The sequence below is a fragment of the Prosthecobacter sp. SYSU 5D2 genome, assembly GCF_039655865.1.
In the GTDB taxonomy this organism is placed as follows: Bacteria; Verrucomicrobiota; Verrucomicrobiia; order Verrucomicrobiales; family Verrucomicrobiaceae; genus Prosthecobacter.
In genome coordinates this window covers 270,380-286,686 of record NZ_JBBYXL010000007.1, presented here as the reverse complement: position 1 = coordinate 286,686, position 16,307 = coordinate 270,380, and the positions used below count along the sequence as shown (strand labels likewise).

The 16,307-nt window shown below is 61.0% G+C and carries 18 protein-coding genes; 8 read left to right on the top strand and 10 right to left on the bottom strand.

Features of this window, described 5'->3' with window-relative positions:
• Positions 1 to 38: 38 nt before the first annotated feature.
• From WJU23_RS13945 to WJU23_RS13900, 10 genes are all read right to left on the bottom strand, one after another.
• Positions 39 to 947 carry an N-acetylglucosamine-6-phosphate deacetylase gene (locus tag WJU23_RS13945; protein ID WP_346333200.1) on the bottom strand — a complete coding sequence of 303 codons (909 nt, stop codon included), beginning with the start codon at positions 945 to 947 and terminating at the stop codon, positions 39 to 41.
• Positions 948 to 1,049: 102 nt separating this feature from the next.
• Complete coding sequence (locus WJU23_RS13940; RefSeq protein ID WP_346333199.1) at positions 1,050 to 2,015, bottom strand: hypothetical protein; 966 nt, start codon at positions 2,013 to 2,015, stop codon at positions 1,050 to 1,052.
• Positions 1,996 to 2,862, bottom strand: a complete 867-nt coding sequence (locus WJU23_RS13935; RefSeq protein WP_346333198.1) for a ParA family protein — start codon at positions 2,860 to 2,862, stop codon at positions 1,996 to 1,998. The genes WJU23_RS13940 and WJU23_RS13935 overlap by 20 nt, the downstream gene beginning before the upstream one ends.
• A 72-nt stretch (positions 2,863 to 2,934) precedes the next feature.
• Complete coding sequence (locus tag WJU23_RS13930) at positions 2,935 to 4,395, bottom strand: exopolysaccharide biosynthesis polyprenyl glycosylphosphotransferase (protein WP_346333197.1); 1,461 nt, start codon at positions 4,393 to 4,395, stop codon at positions 2,935 to 2,937.
• A gap of 75 nt (positions 4,396 to 4,470) precedes the next feature.
• Entirely contained in the window at positions 4,471 to 5,637 is a 1,167-nt protein-coding gene (locus tag WJU23_RS13925) for a glycosyltransferase (protein ID WP_346333196.1), read from the bottom strand.
• A gap of 17 nt (positions 5,638 to 5,654) precedes the next feature.
• A complete protein-coding gene (locus tag WJU23_RS13920) occupies positions 5,655 to 6,872 on the bottom strand; it encodes an FAD-dependent oxidoreductase (protein WP_346333195.1) in 1,218 nt (405 codons plus the stop codon).
• Positions 6,869 to 7,123: an acyl carrier protein gene (locus WJU23_RS13915; RefSeq protein ID WP_346333194.1), complete on the bottom strand. Its 255-nt coding sequence runs from the start codon at positions 7,121 to 7,123 to the stop codon at positions 6,869 to 6,871. Before WJU23_RS13915 ends, WJU23_RS13920 begins: the two co-directional genes overlap by 4 nt.
• A 39-nt stretch (positions 7,124 to 7,162) precedes the next feature.
• The gene (locus tag WJU23_RS13910; RefSeq protein WP_346333193.1) at positions 7,163 to 7,933 is read right to left on the bottom strand and encodes a PEP-CTERM sorting domain-containing protein; all 771 of its coding nucleotides are present in this window, start codon (positions 7,931 to 7,933) and stop codon (positions 7,163 to 7,165) included.
• A gap of 49 nt (positions 7,934 to 7,982) precedes the next feature.
• Complete coding sequence (gene queG / locus WJU23_RS13905; RefSeq protein WP_346333192.1) at positions 7,983 to 9,053, bottom strand: tRNA epoxyqueuosine(34) reductase QueG; 1,071 nt, start codon at positions 9,051 to 9,053, stop codon at positions 7,983 to 7,985.
• Positions 9,054 to 9,069: 16 nt separating this feature from the next.
• Positions 9,070 to 9,435: a metalloregulator ArsR/SmtB family transcription factor gene (locus tag WJU23_RS13900; RefSeq protein ID WP_346333191.1), complete on the bottom strand. Its 366-nt coding sequence runs from the start codon at positions 9,433 to 9,435 to the stop codon at positions 9,070 to 9,072.
• Positions 9,436 to 9,519: 84 nt separating this feature from the next.
• Here WJU23_RS13900 and WJU23_RS13895 point away from each other — a divergent pair, with 84 nt between their 5' ends.
• The 8 genes from WJU23_RS13895 to WJU23_RS13860 all read left to right on the top strand — a co-directional run bounded on the left by WJU23_RS13895 (position 9,520) and on the right by WJU23_RS13860 (position 16,301).
• A complete protein-coding gene (locus tag WJU23_RS13895) occupies positions 9,520 to 10,077 on the top strand; it encodes a rhodanese-like domain-containing protein (protein ID WP_346333190.1) in 558 nt (185 codons plus the stop codon).
• Between the two features lie 24 nt (positions 10,078 to 10,101).
• Positions 10,102 to 11,547 carry an MBL fold metallo-hydrolase gene (locus WJU23_RS13890; protein ID WP_346333189.1) on the top strand — a complete coding sequence of 482 codons (1,446 nt, stop codon included), beginning with the start codon at positions 10,102 to 10,104 and terminating at the stop codon, positions 11,545 to 11,547.
• A gap of 57 nt (positions 11,548 to 11,604) precedes the next feature.
• Positions 11,605 to 12,405 (top strand): sulfite exporter TauE/SafE family protein, encoded by an 801-nt coding sequence (locus tag WJU23_RS13885; RefSeq protein WP_346333188.1) that lies wholly within the window; start codon positions 11,605 to 11,607, stop codon positions 12,403 to 12,405.
• A 125-nt stretch (positions 12,406 to 12,530) separates the two neighbouring features.
• The gene (locus WJU23_RS13880) at positions 12,531 to 14,162 is read left to right on the top strand and encodes a bifunctional metallophosphatase/5'-nucleotidase (RefSeq protein WP_346333187.1); all 1,632 of its coding nucleotides are present in this window, start codon (positions 12,531 to 12,533) and stop codon (positions 14,160 to 14,162) included.
• A 30-nt stretch (positions 14,163 to 14,192) separates the two neighbouring features.
• On the top strand, positions 14,193 to 14,876 hold the full coding sequence (locus WJU23_RS13875; RefSeq protein ID WP_346333186.1) for a DUF2490 domain-containing protein: 684 nt from the start codon (positions 14,193 to 14,195) through the stop codon (positions 14,874 to 14,876).
• A gap of 49 nt (positions 14,877 to 14,925) precedes the next feature.
• A complete protein-coding gene (locus tag WJU23_RS13870; RefSeq protein WP_346333185.1) occupies positions 14,926 to 15,435 on the top strand; it encodes a DsrE family protein in 510 nt (169 codons plus the stop codon).
• Positions 15,436 to 15,447: 12 nt separating this feature from the next.
• Positions 15,448 to 15,981: a rhodanese-like domain-containing protein gene (locus WJU23_RS13865; protein WP_346333184.1), complete on the top strand. Its 534-nt coding sequence runs from the start codon at positions 15,448 to 15,450 to the stop codon at positions 15,979 to 15,981.
• Positions 15,978 to 16,301 carry a sulfite exporter TauE/SafE family protein gene (locus WJU23_RS13860; protein ID WP_346333183.1) on the top strand — a complete coding sequence of 108 codons (324 nt, stop codon included), beginning with the start codon at positions 15,978 to 15,980 and terminating at the stop codon, positions 16,299 to 16,301. Before WJU23_RS13865 ends, WJU23_RS13860 begins: the two co-directional genes overlap by 4 nt.
• Positions 16,302 to 16,307 lie beyond the last annotated feature (6 nt).

The window sequence follows — 16,307 nt, the reverse complement described above, 5'->3', positions numbered from 1 at the left end:
GGCAAAAATCAGCACAGGGTCAACTGCGCTGATTACACCTACAGCCCCACCGCTTTGCGCGGGTTCGTATCCAGCAGCAGTTCAAGCTCGGCCTTGGTCAGGCCTAACGACTGCTGGCCATTCGTGAGAATGCGAGGGATGGTGACGGTGCTGCCGACGAAGTGCGAGCCGTCCGGCGAGCGGGCGACGAGGTCCTCCCCAATTTTGATGTCCCAGCCGGCGAGCTTGTAATTTCCCGGTCCAAGCCGCGAGGCGGAGATGGCATCGGTGACGAAGATCGTCTTTTCCAGGCCGGCGCTTCGCAGGTAGTTGATGAGCGCAAAGAACTCGATGTGCACCCCGTCCGGGATGAAGCACAGCCACAGCCGGTCCCGCAGGGCCAGGGCGCGGTGGATGATGTTATCATGCCGGTGCATCAGCATGGGGCAGCCGTTGCCCACATGGGTGAACATGCTCAGCCCGTGCTCAGTGGCCGCACGGAGCTGCTCGAGTGAGGGATTGCAATGCCCGGCGGAGACGGTGATGCCGTTGCTGGAAAGGAACTCGGTGACATGATAGTCCGCATCATGTTCCGGAGCCAGGGTGATGATCTTGGTCAGGCCGCCGGCGGCATCCAGCAGGCGTTTGGTATCCTCCAGATTCGCCGGTTTCACGCACTGGGGCGGGTGGGCGCCGACGTAGCCTTTTTCAGGATTGATGAAGGGACCTTCGATGTGAATACCGGCGATGACTTCCTGAGCCAGAGGATCCTTTTCCCGCAGGGCCACCAGCGTGCTCATGCGCCGCTCCAGCGTGGCGACATCATCGGTGATGAAGGTGGCCAGGATGGAATCGCAGCCGTCTTCACGCAAGCAGTGGCAGGCATGGTGAAGCGCTTCGGCGGTGAGGCTGTCGCCGTTGAAGTCGGTGCCGGCGTAGCCATTGACCTGGAGATCGAGAGGTTTCATAAATCGGTTGGGAGACTGAACATCAGACTACAGGCAACAGCATGGTCATTGCGACCACGGATGTAGCTTCCTTGTGTGCTTTTGTGATTACGAGGCCGTGCTTCAGCCGGGGATGTCCATCACCTGGACCAGGGCTTCGCGCAGAACGGAGGTCTCTTCACCCCAGGGAGCCTGGGCTTTGACCAGAGCGATCTGCAGCATGCCAAGGCGAGTCTTGCAGGGGATGATCGTCAGCGTCTCACCTGTGGCGAGGACCTGCTGCTGGATCTGCGCCATGCCGTTGGCTGCTTGCGCACTGGCACGGATGGCGGCGTTCCAGGCCATCATGGTGGAAAGGACGAGACCGGCTTTTTTTGGAGGCCCCCAAAGAAGGTCACCGTATTCGTCCACGATTAAGAGCTCGCTGGGACCCCACTGCTGCCCGGCCCATGAGGCAAAGGCATCCAGCCGGTCTTTGACGGATGCTCCCGGTGAGATCTCGATGTGCGGCTGGGGTGCCAGACGAGCCATCTCGACAGGTGGGGGAGCTACCGGCACGTTGTATTGAACAGGTGGCGGACTTGGGGACGTAAAGGACTCCGGCTGGGGCTGCCATTGCGGCGCTGGCTCCTGGCTGGGGGACTCCGGCTCAGGCTCGGGTAAAGAGGGCGCAGCTTCTTCGAAGGCTGGGGATTCAGCAGAGGGGGCCAGTTCGCTTGCAGGCTCCTGTTCTGGCTGCTGGTCTGGCTCCGCAGGTGGAGATGTGACCGCTTCTGCTGCAGGTGCCGGGGCAGGAGGAGGCTCCGGTGGGGCAGGGGGCTTGGGAGTCATCAGCCCGGCGCTGATGGCGCGCTCGCGGATGGATTGCAGACGCTGGCGGAAGGCGGCCAGATTGGGCATGCCGCCTGTGTCAGTGGCGGGGCTGGAGGCATCGGCTTCCGTGGCTGGAGTGTCAGCCACGAGAGGCTGCACCGGTTCCTGCCGGGGAGCAGGCTCAGGGGCTTTCGCCGGCGGTTGAGGACGGGCGGGCGGACGCAGAGATTCGGCCAGGGCGGCCACCTCTTCAGGATCAATCCAGGAGACTTGCATGGTTGTCGGAGGCTTCGCGATCCTGGATGAGACCGGTGCGTTGTTCGATTTCGGCGGCGAGCTGATCAAAGATCAGCGCCTCGGGCGGAGGGTTGCGTTTGATCAAGGCCACAGGCACACCCATGGCGCTGGCTTCAAGGAAGGAGGCCATGCGCGGGATGTTCTGCTCAAACATCAGGTCCGCAGGCAGCAGGCTGCGCAGCTCGGCCACGACTTTCTGGCTGATCTGGCTCTCCCCCATGACCATGGTCAGGAGGATGCCGGCGACTTTGACTCCGGCTCCTTCAGCACGGAAGCGGGACAGAGTCTCCAGCATGTGCGGCACGCTGCGCACCGCCAGCGGCTCCGCCTGTTGCGGCAGGATCACGTAGTCACAGGCCTTCACCACGGATTCGGACATGGCATTGAGCCCGGCAGCAGTGTCCATGATCACGCAGTCCACACCCCGGAGCTCAGCTGCCCTCAAAAGGTCGGCCAGACGGCTTGGCACTTCTGCCTGGGACCAGCCCTGGCGGGCGCAGGCATCGTATTGACCGGCAGGGAGGATTTGCAGCTCCGGCAGCCGCGTGGACAGCACCAGCTTGTTAAAATTCTTTTCTCCCAGCAGGAAATCATAAAACCCCTGCTTCACTTTCGTGGACCGCGCCAGCGATAAACCGACCCCGCTCTGAGGGTCTGTATCCACAAGAAGCGTCGTCCACCCGCGCCGGGCGAGGGAGTACGCAAGGTTGATGCACAGTGTGGTTTTACCCACACCGCCTTTTTGGCTGGCCGTTGCAATGGCGATCACAGTGCGCAGATAGACGATGGCGAATGAATTTGCAGCCGTTTTTTTACGGTCGTGCACATCACCTGAAAGTAAAAACCTTGGAGACTCCGGGAGTGATTTTCCTGGAAGGCCTGGTGACGGTGAGAAGTGTCAGGCGGCGGCATCAGACCGCTGGGCTGCGGTGACGATGGGGATGGATGTGGTCTTGCTGGTGGCAGCGGAGATATAACGGGGCTTTTGAGCCTCTTTTTTCATGCCGCCAATGAGAACGACGCGGATGGTATCGAGCAGGATGAGAAGGTCAAAGACGGTGCCGGCGTGCTTGAGATAATAAAGGTCGTATTCAAGCTTGCAGCGGGCGTCGTCGGTGGTGGAACCGTAGGGGTAGCAGACCTGGGCCCAGCCAGTGAGACCAGGGTGGATCATGTGGCGCTCTTCGTAGTAGGGGAGCTCTTTAGCGAGGGCGGCAACGAAGGCGGGTTGCTCCGGGCGGGGGCCGACGAAGGACATGTCGCCGCGCAGAATGTTGAAGAGCTGGGGGATCTCATCAATCCGGTATTGGCGGAGGAGCTTGCCGCCAGGAAAGACGCGGGGGTCCTTGTTGCCGGTGGACCACTGAGGACCGTTGGCCTCGGCATCGGTGCGCATGGAACGGAGCTTGAAGATCTGGAATTTTTTGCCGAAGCGGCCGATACGCTCCTGGGTGAAAAAGAGAGGGCCATCTGGGGAGAAGATTTTAACGATGGCGATGCCGGCAAGAAGGGGCGGGGAGAGGAGGACGAGAAGGGTGAGAGAGGTGAGGACGTCGAAGCTGCGCTTGAGCTTGCGAAAGTAGAAGTCACGCGGGGAGGTCTCCGAATGCATGAGCCATTCGTTGGTGACGAGATGGAGGGGGACGTATTGAAGGTATTCCTCGCAGAGGCTGATGAGGGGGGTGCAGGTGATGCCGGAGTAACGGAGCTGGCGGAGGAAGGGGCGCGAGTAAGGGTCATTGAGGCGCCAGTCTTCAAAGACGAGGCGGTCAATCTTGTGGCGGTTGAGGATGGACTGTGCGTGCTTGAGGCGGCCGAGGACGTCGCTGCCGCGATCGGTTTGCTTCACGGTGATGCGACCGACGATTTCAATGCCGCGGGGCTTGAGGTCTTTGAGAGTCTGATATTCTTCATGCTCACCGGGGCTTTCGACGACAAAGGCGACACGCTCCGGGGAGAAGCGGTGCTTGTTAAACATGACCCAGTGATGGAGCATGAGGGAGGGGTAGGCGGTGCAGAGGCCGAGGAACATGAAACCGCGGCCAACGCGGGTGCCAAAATCCACATAACCGACGACGACAAGGGCGACGAAGGTGGCCATGAAGGCGAGGGTGAAAAAGAGCCAGTGGACGAAAAAGCGGGACCGGCCACGGGATTCCACCGAATAAAGGCCAAGAATGTAGCTGGTGGCGACGAGGGTGAACGCACCAATGCTGATGGGCAGCAAATAATGATCCATCCGCCAGAGCTCCTGGAAGCGTATGTAATTAGCTACCAAGTAGCTGAGAAAAAAAACTGCAGCGTCACGGAAACCGCGACGCGCGATGGACATCCAATGACTTGTACCGGGAAGAAGCATGGACAGATTAAAGGCGTATGGGAAGCTGCACGCGCGGTTTATTTAAGATACTCGCTATTTCAGATAAAGTTACCTTTAAATTTCCAAAGGCGCAATTAATCGCTGCCAGTACATTTTGGCACACTGTGGCCAGGCCATGGTCCGGGCGTAGGAACTGAGTACGACCTCATCCGGCGGTGAAGACAAGGCTTGATGAAGGGCTTTTGCATAGGCTGCGGGATCCCGCTCTGGGACTAGCACGGCACCCTGGGGAGAAGGGGTGGTGATTTCGGCGATGCCACCTGCCTGGGTGGAGACAAAGGGACGGCCGGAGGCAAAGGACTCGAGCAGGACATTAGGGACGCCTTCATGGTGGCTGGAGAGACAGACGGCATCTGCTGCGCGCATGTATTGTGCCACCTCGGAGGGTCCTTTTCGCCCGGCAAAGGTGATGTGGGCGGGTCCGAGACCTGCTTTTTCAGCCTGGTCGCGAAGCTGGGCCTCCAGAGGGCCGCTGCCGATGAGGATGAGGTGAATGGGAATCTGCTGATGCAAGAGTGCGGCAGCTTCGACCAGAAGGTCCAGGCCTTTGACTGGCAGAAAATTGCCAACAAAGAGCAAGGTGTGGGGCGCGAGCGGGAGGCTGAGGTCTTTTCTGGCGGCGGCTTTATCCCCCGGGTGGAAGGTGTGGATGTCAACGCCATTGTAAACGGTGCTGACATGGGCGGCAGGGGCACCCGTGCGGAGGAGGCGCTGGCGGAGGTCTTCACTGCGGGTGATGATATGGGCGCGCTGGCTGAGGGCGAGTATGGCGCGGCGGCGTGCGGGCAGGTCCAGATACTGATGGACATCCGACCCCTGGGCGACGGCGACGAGGGGCAGTCCGCGAAGCTCCGGGACGAGGCTGACGCCGCAGGCATCTGGGAAGAGCCAGGGGACGAGAAGTGCATCCGCCTGCCAGCCAGGAGGAAGGGACTTTAAGGCACGCTGCACTGCCTGGGCATACAGGCGGTGGTTCTGACCCCCGAATTTGGGCAGGTAAGGAGCCCAGTCATAGCTGGGGTGGAGGACTTCATCCCCAGGGCGGGTTTTAAGCGGGCACTTTTTTCCCAGCCAGCCGCCGTGGCCGGGGCGCAGGCAGAGGACGCGGATGTCTGCCTCCGGACGCTCTGCCCGCATGGCGTGCAGGAGGGTGACATTGTCCAGCCCCCGCCAGGGCTGGCCGGAATCTGGAAAGAGGTTGGTGATGCAAAGCAGGCGCATGTTTCGGGAAGGCGGGATCAGTGGCCTGAGAGAAAGTCCACTGCCATCTTTCCTGCGGCCTGTCCACCGGCCATGCAGGTGCCCATGACGCGCAGGGAGGCCAGGGCCTCATGATCTGCGGAGAGGCAACGGCCGGCGAAGAAGAGGCCGGGGGCGTCCTGGCGGGTAAAGCAGCCTGCAGGGATGCCGGCGGGGGCAGGGGAATCGAAAAAGCGGAATTTGGGGCCACGGGCGTTTTCACGCTTTTCCATCGGCCAGCCTGCGAGGGCGACCTCATTTTCAAACCGCCGGCAGGCGGCGAGGTCATCTCCAGTGATGACATAATCGCCAATGTAACGGGCGGTCTCGCGGATGCCGGCCTGGGTGGGGAGCATGGGAGGCGGGCAGTTTTTGAAATCTGCGTGCTCTGCACGGAGGAAGCGCCAGAGGGCGAGGGCGACCTCACGGCCTTCCTGCTCCATGCGGGCGCGTTTGGCTGGGTCAAAGGGGTTCCAGTCTCCCTGGCCGGCCTCCAGGTCCACGGTGAGGAAGGTCTCCCCAGGAAAGGGGGAATCGCGAAAGGCGGCCCCCATGGCGGCGGGTGGCAGAAGGCCATCGCGGATGGCGCGGAAAAGAGAGGCCCCGGTTTGCAGACGCCAGGCATCGTCATGGGTGCCGGTGGTCCCGTGAAAAGCGCAGATGTAGGCGGGGCGGTAGAGGCGGGCGGCTTCGGCCTGCTGGCACCAGGCGGGGTTCAGGAGGCGGGCGCCGGTGGCATCACCGGTGGTGTCTATGAGAGCTTTGGCCTGGAGGGTCTGCCGGTGGCCGGAGGTGAGAATATCCAGCTCCCAGCCGCTTTGATCACCCTGGCGCAGGGCGGTCCACTCGCTGCCGCTGAGAACGGTGAGGTGGGACTCGGCGCGGCAGAGTTCATCGGCGATCTGGGCATAGAGGGAGGGATGCTGGCGTAGGACGTAAACTTTGCCCATGAGGTCCGGCGCGGTCTGGCCGGTGCGGTCCATCATGGCCTGGCCGATCTCCTGCGGGATGCCTGGATTCAGCCAGGCCCAGGGCTGGGAAACGTCCGGGTGGAAGAGGCCGCAGAAGGTGTGGACGAGAGCGCTGGTGCCCATGCCGCCGAGCTTGGTCTGCCGCTCCAGCAGAAGGGTGCGGGCACCGGCGCGTGCGGAAGCGAGGGCAGCCGCCAGGCCGGCGCTGCCGCCGCCGGCGACGATGACGTCCGCCTGCCGGTTCATGCAGCGCTGCGGTTGGGATGCGAAAGCCAGCGGGCCAGGACGGTGGCGGTGGCGAAGTGGTTGCGCGTCATTTCTGACGGGGCGATGCGCACGCCGAACTGGCGCTCCAGGTGGAGCATGAGCTGCATCGTGGCCAGCGAATCCAGCCCCAGGGAAAAGAGGTCTGATTCCGGCGTCAGCGGCTCCGTGGTTTCCACGATCTGATGCTCCATGATGAGAGCGATGACCGCATGGGGTGAGATGTCAGGCATGGGCTTATAGTGAAAAGCCTGAACGCCAGAGCAAGGAAATCACGAATGTATTGCGCGGTTGCCGCGCCTGCGGTGAAATCCCAGGATTGCGATGCCCAGGCCCAGAAGCAGCAGGCGGGAAGGTTCAGGCACGGAGGCGAATTGAACCGATTCATAATAAGCGGCGCGTCCGGGCTGGGTGGAAGTCTGGCCGCTGTTGTCCCCCCAATAGACCTGCTGGGTGCCATTGCTGCTCGAGGAGGCACCGGCGTAAGTTTTCCAGAATTCTCCGTCAATGGACACGGTGACGAGGGCGGTGGCGGGGTCATAGACCATGCTGTAGTCATGATAACCGGGGGCAAGGGTGCGGGGTGTGCCGGAGCCATAGGTACTGACTAGGGTGTCGCCGTTCTCTGCGCGGCCGAACATGAATGCCCAGGCGCGGCGGTTGGTGTCGGTTTCATTGATGATGAAACCGATCCAGATGTTGCTGCCTGCTGCCATGGCGATGCTGTGGTCCGGATCATCCTCGGGGACGCGGAGGGTGGCGGACAGCTCCCAGCCGGAGTCCATGACGGAGGCAACTGTAGCGGCATTCAACGTGCCTGAGTAATTCAGGTTGTTCGCGCTGGTGGTGAGGCCGGCATCATAGACCCGCCACACTTCGCGACCATTGTCGTTGTAAGCTCCAGCCACGACATTGGAGGTGGAGGCGCGGCTCCAGCCTTGCGTCGTGGGATTGGCGGAGCCGGAGTGGGAAAGGAGGACGGTGGAGGCTGCAGAGCCGAGCGGCAAGGCTATGAGGCTGACCAATAGGAAGAAGAATCTCATCTCCAAGAGATTAAGCAGGCCCCAAGCCACTCAGGCGGCGGGGTGCTTCTCAAAGCTGATGGGTATCCATACTTTTTTGCTTCTTCGTGCAGGATGCGCTGAGGCGCAGGCGGATCTCCGCAACGGCCCAGTGGGCATGCTCCGCAATGAGCGGGTGCTCATCCTGGGCGGCGGCTTCCAGGAGGGGAAGGTCTTCGGCGGTGCCTACATTGCCGAGCGCCACGCAGACGTTGCGGAGGAAGGCGGGGCGCTTGATGCGCTTGATGGGAGACTTGGCAAAGAGCAGGCGGAAGTCCGCCTCAGTGAGGGTGAGAAAGTCGCGCAACTTTTGGTTAAACACCGGCTCGCGGGCCTGGAAGGCCGCTTCATGGGAGAGCTGGGCAAATTTGTTCCAGGGGCAGGCAGTCAGGCAGTCGTCACAGCCATAAATGCGGTCGCCCATGGCGCGGCGGAATTCCAGGGGGATGGTGCCTTTGCTCTCGATGGTGAGGTAGCTGATGCAGCGGCGGGCATCCATGCGGCGCGGGGCGGTGATGGCCTGGGTGGGGCAGGCAGTGATGCAGCGAGTGCATTTGCCGCAGAGGTCCCGGGCGGGGGTGTCCACGGCCAGGTCCAGGGTGCTGATGAGCTCCGCCAGGAAGAACCAGGTGCCAAGCTGACGGTGGATCTGCATGGTGCTTTTGCCACCCCAGCCGAGGCCGGCCTCGCTGGCGAAGTCCCGCTCCAGCACGGGGCCGGTGTCCACATAGTACCGCTGCGTACCGCCATGCTGGATCAGGAAGGCATCCAGCTCTTTGAGCTTTTTGACAATGAGGTCGTGGTAATCCTCATTCCAGGCATAACGGGCGATGCGGTAGCCGCCCGCAGCCGTGGCGGGCGCGGGGCCCTGGTAGTAATTCATGGCCAGGACGATGACCGTCTTTGCCCCCGGCTGGACGAGGCCGGGATCGGTGCGGCGGTCCATGTTGCGCGCCATCCAGGCCATGTCGCCATATTTGCCTTCGGCCACCCATTGCTCATACAGCTCGCGGTGTGCCGCCGGGCGGGCCGGGGCGATGCGGCAGTCGGCAAAACCCAGTTCATGAGCTTTGGTGATGAGCTGGGTTTTGAGATCCGGCATTCTAAATAAGGATACGTCAGATCTTGGGATCAAAGGCGAGCGCACGGGCCTGGGCCTCCATTTCATCGCGCAGTCGGCGGCACATCATCTCGCAAAGCTCATTCACCATCGCGTCCGCGATGTAACAGTACGTGGACAATCCTTCTTTGCGCATGCCGATCATCCCGGCTTCCCTCAGCATGGCCAGGTGCTTGGAGACATTCGCCTGGCCGGAACCCGTGGCCTCCACGAGCTGGCCGACGGTGTGCTCCCCCTGCATGAGTACATTCAGCAGCTTCAGGCGCATGGGCTCGGACAGCGCACGGAAGCGCATGGCGATGAGCTCCAGGGCCTTGTCGGTCATGAGGGGCTTGGGAGGTTCAGGATCTTTTTTTCGAGGCATGAAAGAAATGTATTTGATATATCGCTATATAGCAATATAGTTTTAACGGCACAAGAAAGATTAACCTCTCAACCCATCATCGCAATGCAAACCCAGATCTCTCCTTCACAACTGAAACAGCTCATCGCCAACGGCGAATGCCACTTGGTGGACGTTCGCGAGCCGGTGGAACACGCCGAGGAGCACATCCGCGAGGCCCGGCTCATCCCGTTGGGCGAGCTGGAAAAGCGCGCCGCCGAGCTTCCTAAAGACAAGCCGCTTGTCATCCACTGCCGCAGCGGCAAACGTGGCACGCAAGCCCAGGAAAAACTGATGAAGCTCGGTTTTGGCCAGGTTCAAAATTTGGAAGGCGGCATCCAGGCCTGGAAGGCAGCGGGGCTGCCGGTGGCCAGTGCGGAAAAGAAAGTCTTTCCGCTGATGCAGCAGGTGCAGCTTGCCATCGGGACCGGTGTGCTGACCGGCGCAGTGCTGTCGCTGACGGTGCATCCGTATTGGGTTTTCCTGAGCGCCTTCTTCGGGGCCGGGCTGCTCTTTGCGGGCAGCACGGGCTGGTGCGGGCTGGCCATCCTGCTCTCCAAAATGCCCTGGAACCGGGTTTCCGGCCAGGCCTGCTGCTCACCCAAAAACTGTGCTGTCAACTGACCCAACCCTCAATCCTTCACGACCATGTTCCTCCGACAAATCACCGACGCCTCCCTGGCGCAAAACGCTTACCTCATCGGCTGCCAGCGTACAGGCGAAGCCGTCATTGTGGACCCTGAACGCGATGTGGACCGCTATCTGAAAGTGGCGGCTGAAAACGACCTGCGCATCACCGCCGTGGCCGAGACCCACATTCATGCCGACTACCTCAGCGGTGCCCGCGAGCTGATGGAGCATCACGGTGTAAAGGCCTACCTTTCCAGTGAAGGTGGCCCTGACTGGCAGTTTGAATGGGCTCAGGGAAATCCGAAAGCCCACTTCCTGCGCGACGGGGATTCCTTTCATGTGGGCAAGATCGAGCTCAAGGCGCTGCTCACGGCGGGACACACACCGGAGCATCTCAGCTTTCTGGTGACGGATCATGGCGGTGGTGCCACGGAGCCGATGGGCCTGCTGAGCGGGGACTTCATTTTTGTGGGGGATGTGGGCCGTCCGGACCTGCTGGAAAGCGCCGCCGGACAGGCGGGTAAAATGGAACCCAGCGCACGCACTTTGTATTCAAGCCTGCGCGCCACCGGGGAGCTGCCGGAGCACCTCCAAATTCTGCCTGCGCACGGAGCCGGAAGCGCCTGCGGCAAAGCATTGGGGGCCATCCCGACGAGTGTGCTGGGTTATGAGCGACAGTTTAATTCTGCCTTTAAGAAGGCCCTGACGGAAGGAGAGGATGAGTTTGTGAAGGAGATCCTGGCCGGGCAGCCTGCGCCTCCGCTCTACTTTGCCCGGATGAAGAGGGATAACAAAGCCGGACCGGCCCTGCTGCCGGAGGGCAGGCTGCCGCAGCCGAAGCACCTCACTATGGCGGAACTGTCCGAGTTTATCGGAGCGCCGAAGACGGCTGTTCTGGACCTGCGGGCGGATCGCACGTCCTTCATGCAACGCCATGTGAAAGGGGCGCTGCTGGCCCCGCTGGCGGGTGGCAAGCTGCCCATTGTGGCAGGTTCCTATCTGCAAGAAGATGCGCAGATCCTGCTCATCGTTCATGATCCGTCGGAGGTGGATGAAGCCGTGCGCCAGCTTGTGCGCATCGGCCTGGATGATGTGGCCGCCTGGGTGACTTTGGCGGAAACGCAGGAGGTGAACGATGCGCTGATGGCCACCCAGGCTTACATCACGACGGACCAGCTCCATGAGGCGCTGGCGGCGCAGCCCCAGGCCCAGGTGCTGGATGTGCGCGGAGCGGATGAATACGCGGAGCGCCATGTGAAGGGAGCCCTGAACATTCCTTACACCAGGCTTGCCGCACGCATCGCCGAGGTGCCCAAAGACCGCCGCCTTTATGTTCACTGCGGCAGCGGTCTGCGCGCCAGCCTTGCCACTCCCTTCCTGTCCCGTGAAAGCAACGATGTCGTGCTGGTGGATGGCGCTTTCGGAAAAATCGCCGGGGACCTTAAAACTACCGGTTCTGACTGAATGGCTGCTGGCTGGTTAGTGGCTAACAAACAATAAAGAACGGAAGGCCGATCCCCTATGACTCTTTGGACCCATGACCTGCTCGGTCTCCTCTATGGCCTCATCGTCGGCGTTTCCCTGGGGCTCACCGGGGGCGGCGGATCCATCTTTGCCGTGCCTTTGCTGATCTACGGCCTGGGCATTCCGGTGGGCACCTCGATCGGTCTGAGCCTCGCATCCGTCGGCATTACGGCGGGCTTCGGGGCGGCGTTGCGGTTGAAGGCGCGGGAGGTGGATGTGCGTGCAGGGCTGGTCTTTGCCGCCGCCGGGATGCTGCTCGCACCTGTCGGCGCATGGCTGGGAACACAGATTTCGGCCGCCTTGCTGCTCTCCACATTCGCCCTGCTCATGGCCTTCATCGGCATCCGAATGTGGCGGGGTAAATCTGGGGAGGGTGTGGTGCCGGGGGCGTGTGTGGTGCGGTCTGGCGGCGGACTGGGCCTCGGCTGCTACGCACGTCTCTCAGCGGCAGGTTGCGCAGCGGGACTGATGTCGGGGCTGTTTGGCGTGGGCGGCGGATTTATCATCGTGCCAGCGCTGCTGTATGTCACCGGCATGAGCATCCACCGTGCCGTGGCCACCTCCCTGCTCGTCATCTTTCTCATCTCCATTTCAGGCGTGGCTGCGCATCTCGCCAACGGGCAGCAGTTTCCCATGCCAGTCACCGCGCTTTTCATTGGCGGCGGCTTTGCCGGCATGCTGGCGGGCGGGGCCTTGCGTTCACGCCTCTCAGGCCCGGTGCTGCAAAAAGTCTTCGCCATCGGGATGTGGTTCGTCGCAGCCTACATGCTCGCCCGGAATCTCCCCGCATTTCTCTAACATGACCGGCTTGTTTGTGAATGGCGGCCCCCGTCTTGCTGGTGGGCAGGCTGCTGCTGCTGCCGGAGCTCTACTGGCACGGAATGCTGCGCGGACTTGCCTAACTAACTTTTATCACTGAACGCATGAAATTTGATCACGATCCAAACTCAAAACTCGGGCTTCCGTTTTTCTCCGCATCCTTCACCCGCCGTCAGATGTGCCTGACGGGCCTGGCCGCCATGACAGCATCCGCCCTTCCTGCTGCCAGCATGCCAGATTCAAAAAAGATCACCCTGGCATTCTTTGCCGATATCCACGGGCAGCTCGAAGAACACCCGGAGATGTACTGGTCATCCGGCAAAGATGAAATCGTGCCCGCAGGCGGAGTGGCTCGCATTGCCCAACAGCTGAAAGAGATCCGCGCGGAGAACCCAGACGGCACCATCACCCTAGACCTGGGGGATACGATTCAGGGCTCAGGCCATGTGGTGATGAGCGAGGGCGAAACCATGATCGGCCCAATCAATGCGCTGAAACTCGACTGCTGGCTGCCAGGAAACTGGGAAGTCATTTACGGGAAGAAAGTGCTGCTGGAGACAGCCGCCAAGCTGAAAGCCCCTGCCATTGCAGCCAACATGAGGGACGCCACAACCCGTGAGCGGCTGTTTAAACCCTATGTCATTCATCAAGCGCACGGTTTAAAGATCGCCTTGATCGGCTTCACCGATCCTGATGTGCCCTTGCGGCAGCCTCCGTCATTCAGCGAAGGCATCGTCTATGAAGAAACCGGCATTCTTCAGCCTCTGGTGGATGAGGCGAGTGAAGAAGGCAAAGCGGATCTTGTCGTCTTGCTGACCCACATCGGCCTGCCCAAGGCCGTGTCCCTGGCCGAGAGCCTGAAGGGAGTGGATGTCATCCTGTCCGCCGATACCCACGAACGCACCGAGAAGCCGATCATCCGTGGAAACACCTGGGTGGTCGAAGCGGGGGCATTTGGGTCGCATCTGGGCAAGCTGGAGCTGTTCGTCGAAAACGGCCGCCTGAGCCGGCGGGAATGGACTCTCATCGAACTGCGTGCCGGCCAGATCGCAGAGGATGCCGAAGTGAAGGCTCTTGTGCAGAAGTCATTGGCCCCCTATCGCGAAAGCCTTGGCCGGGTCATCGGGAGCACCTCGCGGCCTCTCTTCCGTTACGCCCCGGTGGAAACATCTGCCGATGCCGTACTGGCGGATGCCCTGCTTGCGGCAGGCGGAACCGAAATCGCACTGTCCAACGGCTTCCGGTTCGCCTATCCCATTGATACAGGAGACATCACGGAAAACGACCTGTGGAATTATTATCCGATCAATTCACGCCTTAAAACCGGCAAAGTCACGGGCACTCAGCTCCTCAAGTTCTTCGAGCGTGAACTGGAGAATGTATTTTCAAAAAACACCAAGCGCCTCTTCGGCGGCTGGGTGCCACGCCCGGCAGGACTGACATTTCGTTTCTATGCCAATCGAGCAGAAGGGAAACGGATCGTGGACATGCGAGTGAACGGTCATCCCGTCGAAGCGGACCGCGCCTATACCATCACCTCCTGCGAACGCGAAGGCGATGCCCTCACAACCCTGTGCCGGATGCGGGATGTGGCGGATGTCACCCTTCTGGAAGTGGATGCCCATGAGGCCGTGCGCCGGTATCTGAAAGAGCAGTCACCGATCATGATGGGCCAGCCGCTGCGGGTGGTCCCTCTGGACATATCCGCGACTGTGCGCAGCCAGTTCCTGCTTTAAAGAATACTGCAAACTCCAATGAAAGCCGCCATGACCTCGCCAGTTCCGATCTGGCGCTGCCTTTGGATCGTCATTGTTCTATCCGTCTTTGCCATGCCTGCTGGGCGTGCGGCGGATGATGGCGACTGGCAGACGTGGAATTTCACCAGCGTGAAGTACCTGGATACGGAAAAGCTGGACCTTGTCGCCGTCGGGCAGTTCCGCTTTCGGGATGACTTTGGAGATTTCAGCCATGGCACTCTCAGCCATCGCATCCAGTTCGATCCGCAATCCTGGTTAGGCCTTTCACTGAACTACACCTGGCTCCACACGCTGCCTTTGGGCACGGATGAGTTTGTGGACATGCACCGGCCTGAGTTAGAAATCAGCCCGCGCTGGCACGGCTTCGGACTGGAGTGGGAACTGCGCAACCGGCTGGAGCTGCGCTACATCGAAGATGTGGATGAGGTCCGCCCGCGCCTGAGGCATCGGTTGCAGGCCACACTTCCGCTCACGGGCCTGGGCTTTCTCAGCGCCCTGGTCTTCAGCGATGAGCTGTTTTATGACACGACGCTGGACCGCGTCAGCGAGAACCGGCTGCTGCCCCTGGCGCTGAATTTCAAACTCAGTCCGCATTCCAACCTGATCACCGGATATGGGGTGCAGAGCTTCTGGAACAACGGCGACTGGGTGCATAGCCATCTCATCGTCAGCACACTCCAGATCACTTTTTGATCCGGTCCATGACAACTCACGCCGCCAATAGACAACTTCTCTTTCCAACATGAAAACAACACCCTGCCTCCTCGCCCTCCTCGCCTTTGGACTTCTTTGGGCGAAACCCTCGCCTGCTGCGGAGCCTGTGCCGGAAACGATTCCCCTTCAAGTGCGGGAAAACTTGCGGATCGTTTATCAGGTGACCGATGACCTTCAGCATGAAGGCGTGAACAAAGGTCTGTTTTATGCCCGCAAGCTCATCAACACCTATGAGAAACAGGGCATCGCCGCAGACCAGGTGAAGCTGCATCTGGTCTATCATGGCACCGGCATCAACGCCGTTGTGAATCCCGAAGCACGCAGCCGCCTGAAGGCGGAGCATGCGGCCAATCCTAATGGCGAGATCCTGGCCGAGCTGACCGGACGTGGCGTGCAGATCGAGCTTTGTGAAAACACCATGCAGCAAAAGGGCGTGAAAGCCACGGAGCTGATGCCCGGGGTGAAACTGGTGGTGGGCGCTTTTCCCCGGCTGGTGGACTTGCAACTCATGGGGTATGCCTACATCAAGTTCGAATAACCGATACCACACATGCAAAACTGGACCCGTTATACCCTGTATGGCTTCGCCGGAATCGGCGTGGCGGCGGGGCTGTTGTGGTGGATGATGGACCATCGCCGTGGCGCGGCCTGGGCGGTCTCCGTCATCCGGGACCGGTTTCCGGATGTGCCTCAGATGCCACCGGCCGTGCTTCAAGAGTGGCTGGAGGATGAAACACGCCCCGCGCCGGTGCTGGTGGATGCACGCTCAGATGAAGAATTTGCCGTGAGCCACCTCGCTGGTGCGCTGCATGTGAATGCGGAGACGGTGGAGGAAGGCGTTTTGAAAAAACTGGATCCGCAAAGTCGCTACGTGGTCTATTGCGCCGCAGGTTATCGCGCCTGCGAACTCGCCCGGCGGATGCAGGCAGCGGGTATCCAGCAGGTGTGCAATCTGGAGGGCGGCATCTTTGCCTGGGCCAATGAAGGATACCCGGTGCAGCGCGATGGCCAGGAGGTGCAGGCCGTGCATTCGTATCACCGTCTGTTCTCGCGAATGCTGAAACCGGAGCGCCGCCAGCCATGAACACGCTCACCCTCAGCGGCGCGGTTTTCATCGGCCTGTCCCTGGGCCTCACGGGTGCAGGCGGCAGTATCATCACCCTGCCGGTGCTGGTATATCTCGCAGGACTGCTGGTAAAGGAGGCGGGGGGCATCAGCCTTTTTGTAGTCGGCAGCGCCGCGCTGGTGGGAGCAGTGCAGCGGGCGCGGGCCGGGGACTTTCATTTCCCTGCGTCCTGCCAGACCACAAAAAAGCGGCTGAGTTTCCTCAGCCGCTCACAAGGAGGGAGGCCATCCTGGCCTCATATTGAGGGCGGGACGCCCTCACACCTTGATTGGATTTGATTCGAA

Bases quoted from the DNA above. Each gene is read 5' to 3' on its own strand.
- WJU23_RS13945 (WP_346333200.1), bottom strand. From the start codon at position 947: ATGAAACCTCTCGATCTCCAGGTCAATGGCTACGCCGGCACCGACTTC.
- WJU23_RS13940 (WP_346333199.1), bottom strand. From the start codon at position 2,015: ATGCAAGTCTCCTGGATTGATCCTGAAGAGGTGGCCGCCCTGGCCGAA.
- WJU23_RS13930 (WP_346333197.1), bottom strand. From the start codon at position 4,395: ATGCTTCTTCCCGGTACAAGTCATTGGATGTCCATCGCGCGTCGCGGT.
- WJU23_RS13925 (WP_346333196.1), bottom strand. From the start codon at position 5,637: ATGCGCCTGCTTTGCATCACCAACCTCTTTCCAGATTCCGGCCAGCCC.
- WJU23_RS13920 (WP_346333195.1), bottom strand. From the start codon at position 6,872: ATGAACCGGCAGGCGGACGTCATCGTCGCCGGCGGCGGCAGCGCCGGC.
- WJU23_RS13915 (WP_346333194.1), bottom strand. From the start codon at position 7,123: ATGCCTGACATCTCACCCCATGCGGTCATCGCTCTCATCATGGAGCAT.
- WJU23_RS13910 (WP_346333193.1), bottom strand. From the start codon at position 7,933: ATGAGATTCTTCTTCCTATTGGTCAGCCTCATAGCCTTGCCGCTCGGC.
- queG (WP_346333192.1), bottom strand. From the start codon at position 9,053: ATGCCGGATCTCAAAACCCAGCTCATCACCAAAGCTCATGAACTGGGT.
- WJU23_RS13900 (WP_346333191.1), bottom strand. From the start codon at position 9,435: ATGCCTCGAAAAAAAGATCCTGAACCTCCCAAGCCCCTCATGACCGAC.
- WJU23_RS13895 (WP_346333190.1), top strand. From the start codon at position 9,520: ATGCAAACCCAGATCTCTCCTTCACAACTGAAACAGCTCATCGCCAAC.
- WJU23_RS13890 (WP_346333189.1), top strand. From the start codon at position 10,102: ATGTTCCTCCGACAAATCACCGACGCCTCCCTGGCGCAAAACGCTTAC.
- WJU23_RS13885 (WP_346333188.1), top strand. From the start codon at position 11,605: ATGACTCTTTGGACCCATGACCTGCTCGGTCTCCTCTATGGCCTCATC.
- WJU23_RS13880 (WP_346333187.1), top strand. From the start codon at position 12,531: ATGAAATTTGATCACGATCCAAACTCAAAACTCGGGCTTCCGTTTTTC.
- WJU23_RS13875 (WP_346333186.1), top strand. From the start codon at position 14,193: ATGACCTCGCCAGTTCCGATCTGGCGCTGCCTTTGGATCGTCATTGTT.
- WJU23_RS13870 (WP_346333185.1), top strand. From the start codon at position 14,926: ATGAAAACAACACCCTGCCTCCTCGCCCTCCTCGCCTTTGGACTTCTT.
- WJU23_RS13865 (WP_346333184.1), top strand. From the start codon at position 15,448: ATGCAAAACTGGACCCGTTATACCCTGTATGGCTTCGCCGGAATCGGC.
- WJU23_RS13860 (WP_346333183.1), top strand. From the start codon at position 15,978: ATGAACACGCTCACCCTCAGCGGCGCGGTTTTCATCGGCCTGTCCCTG.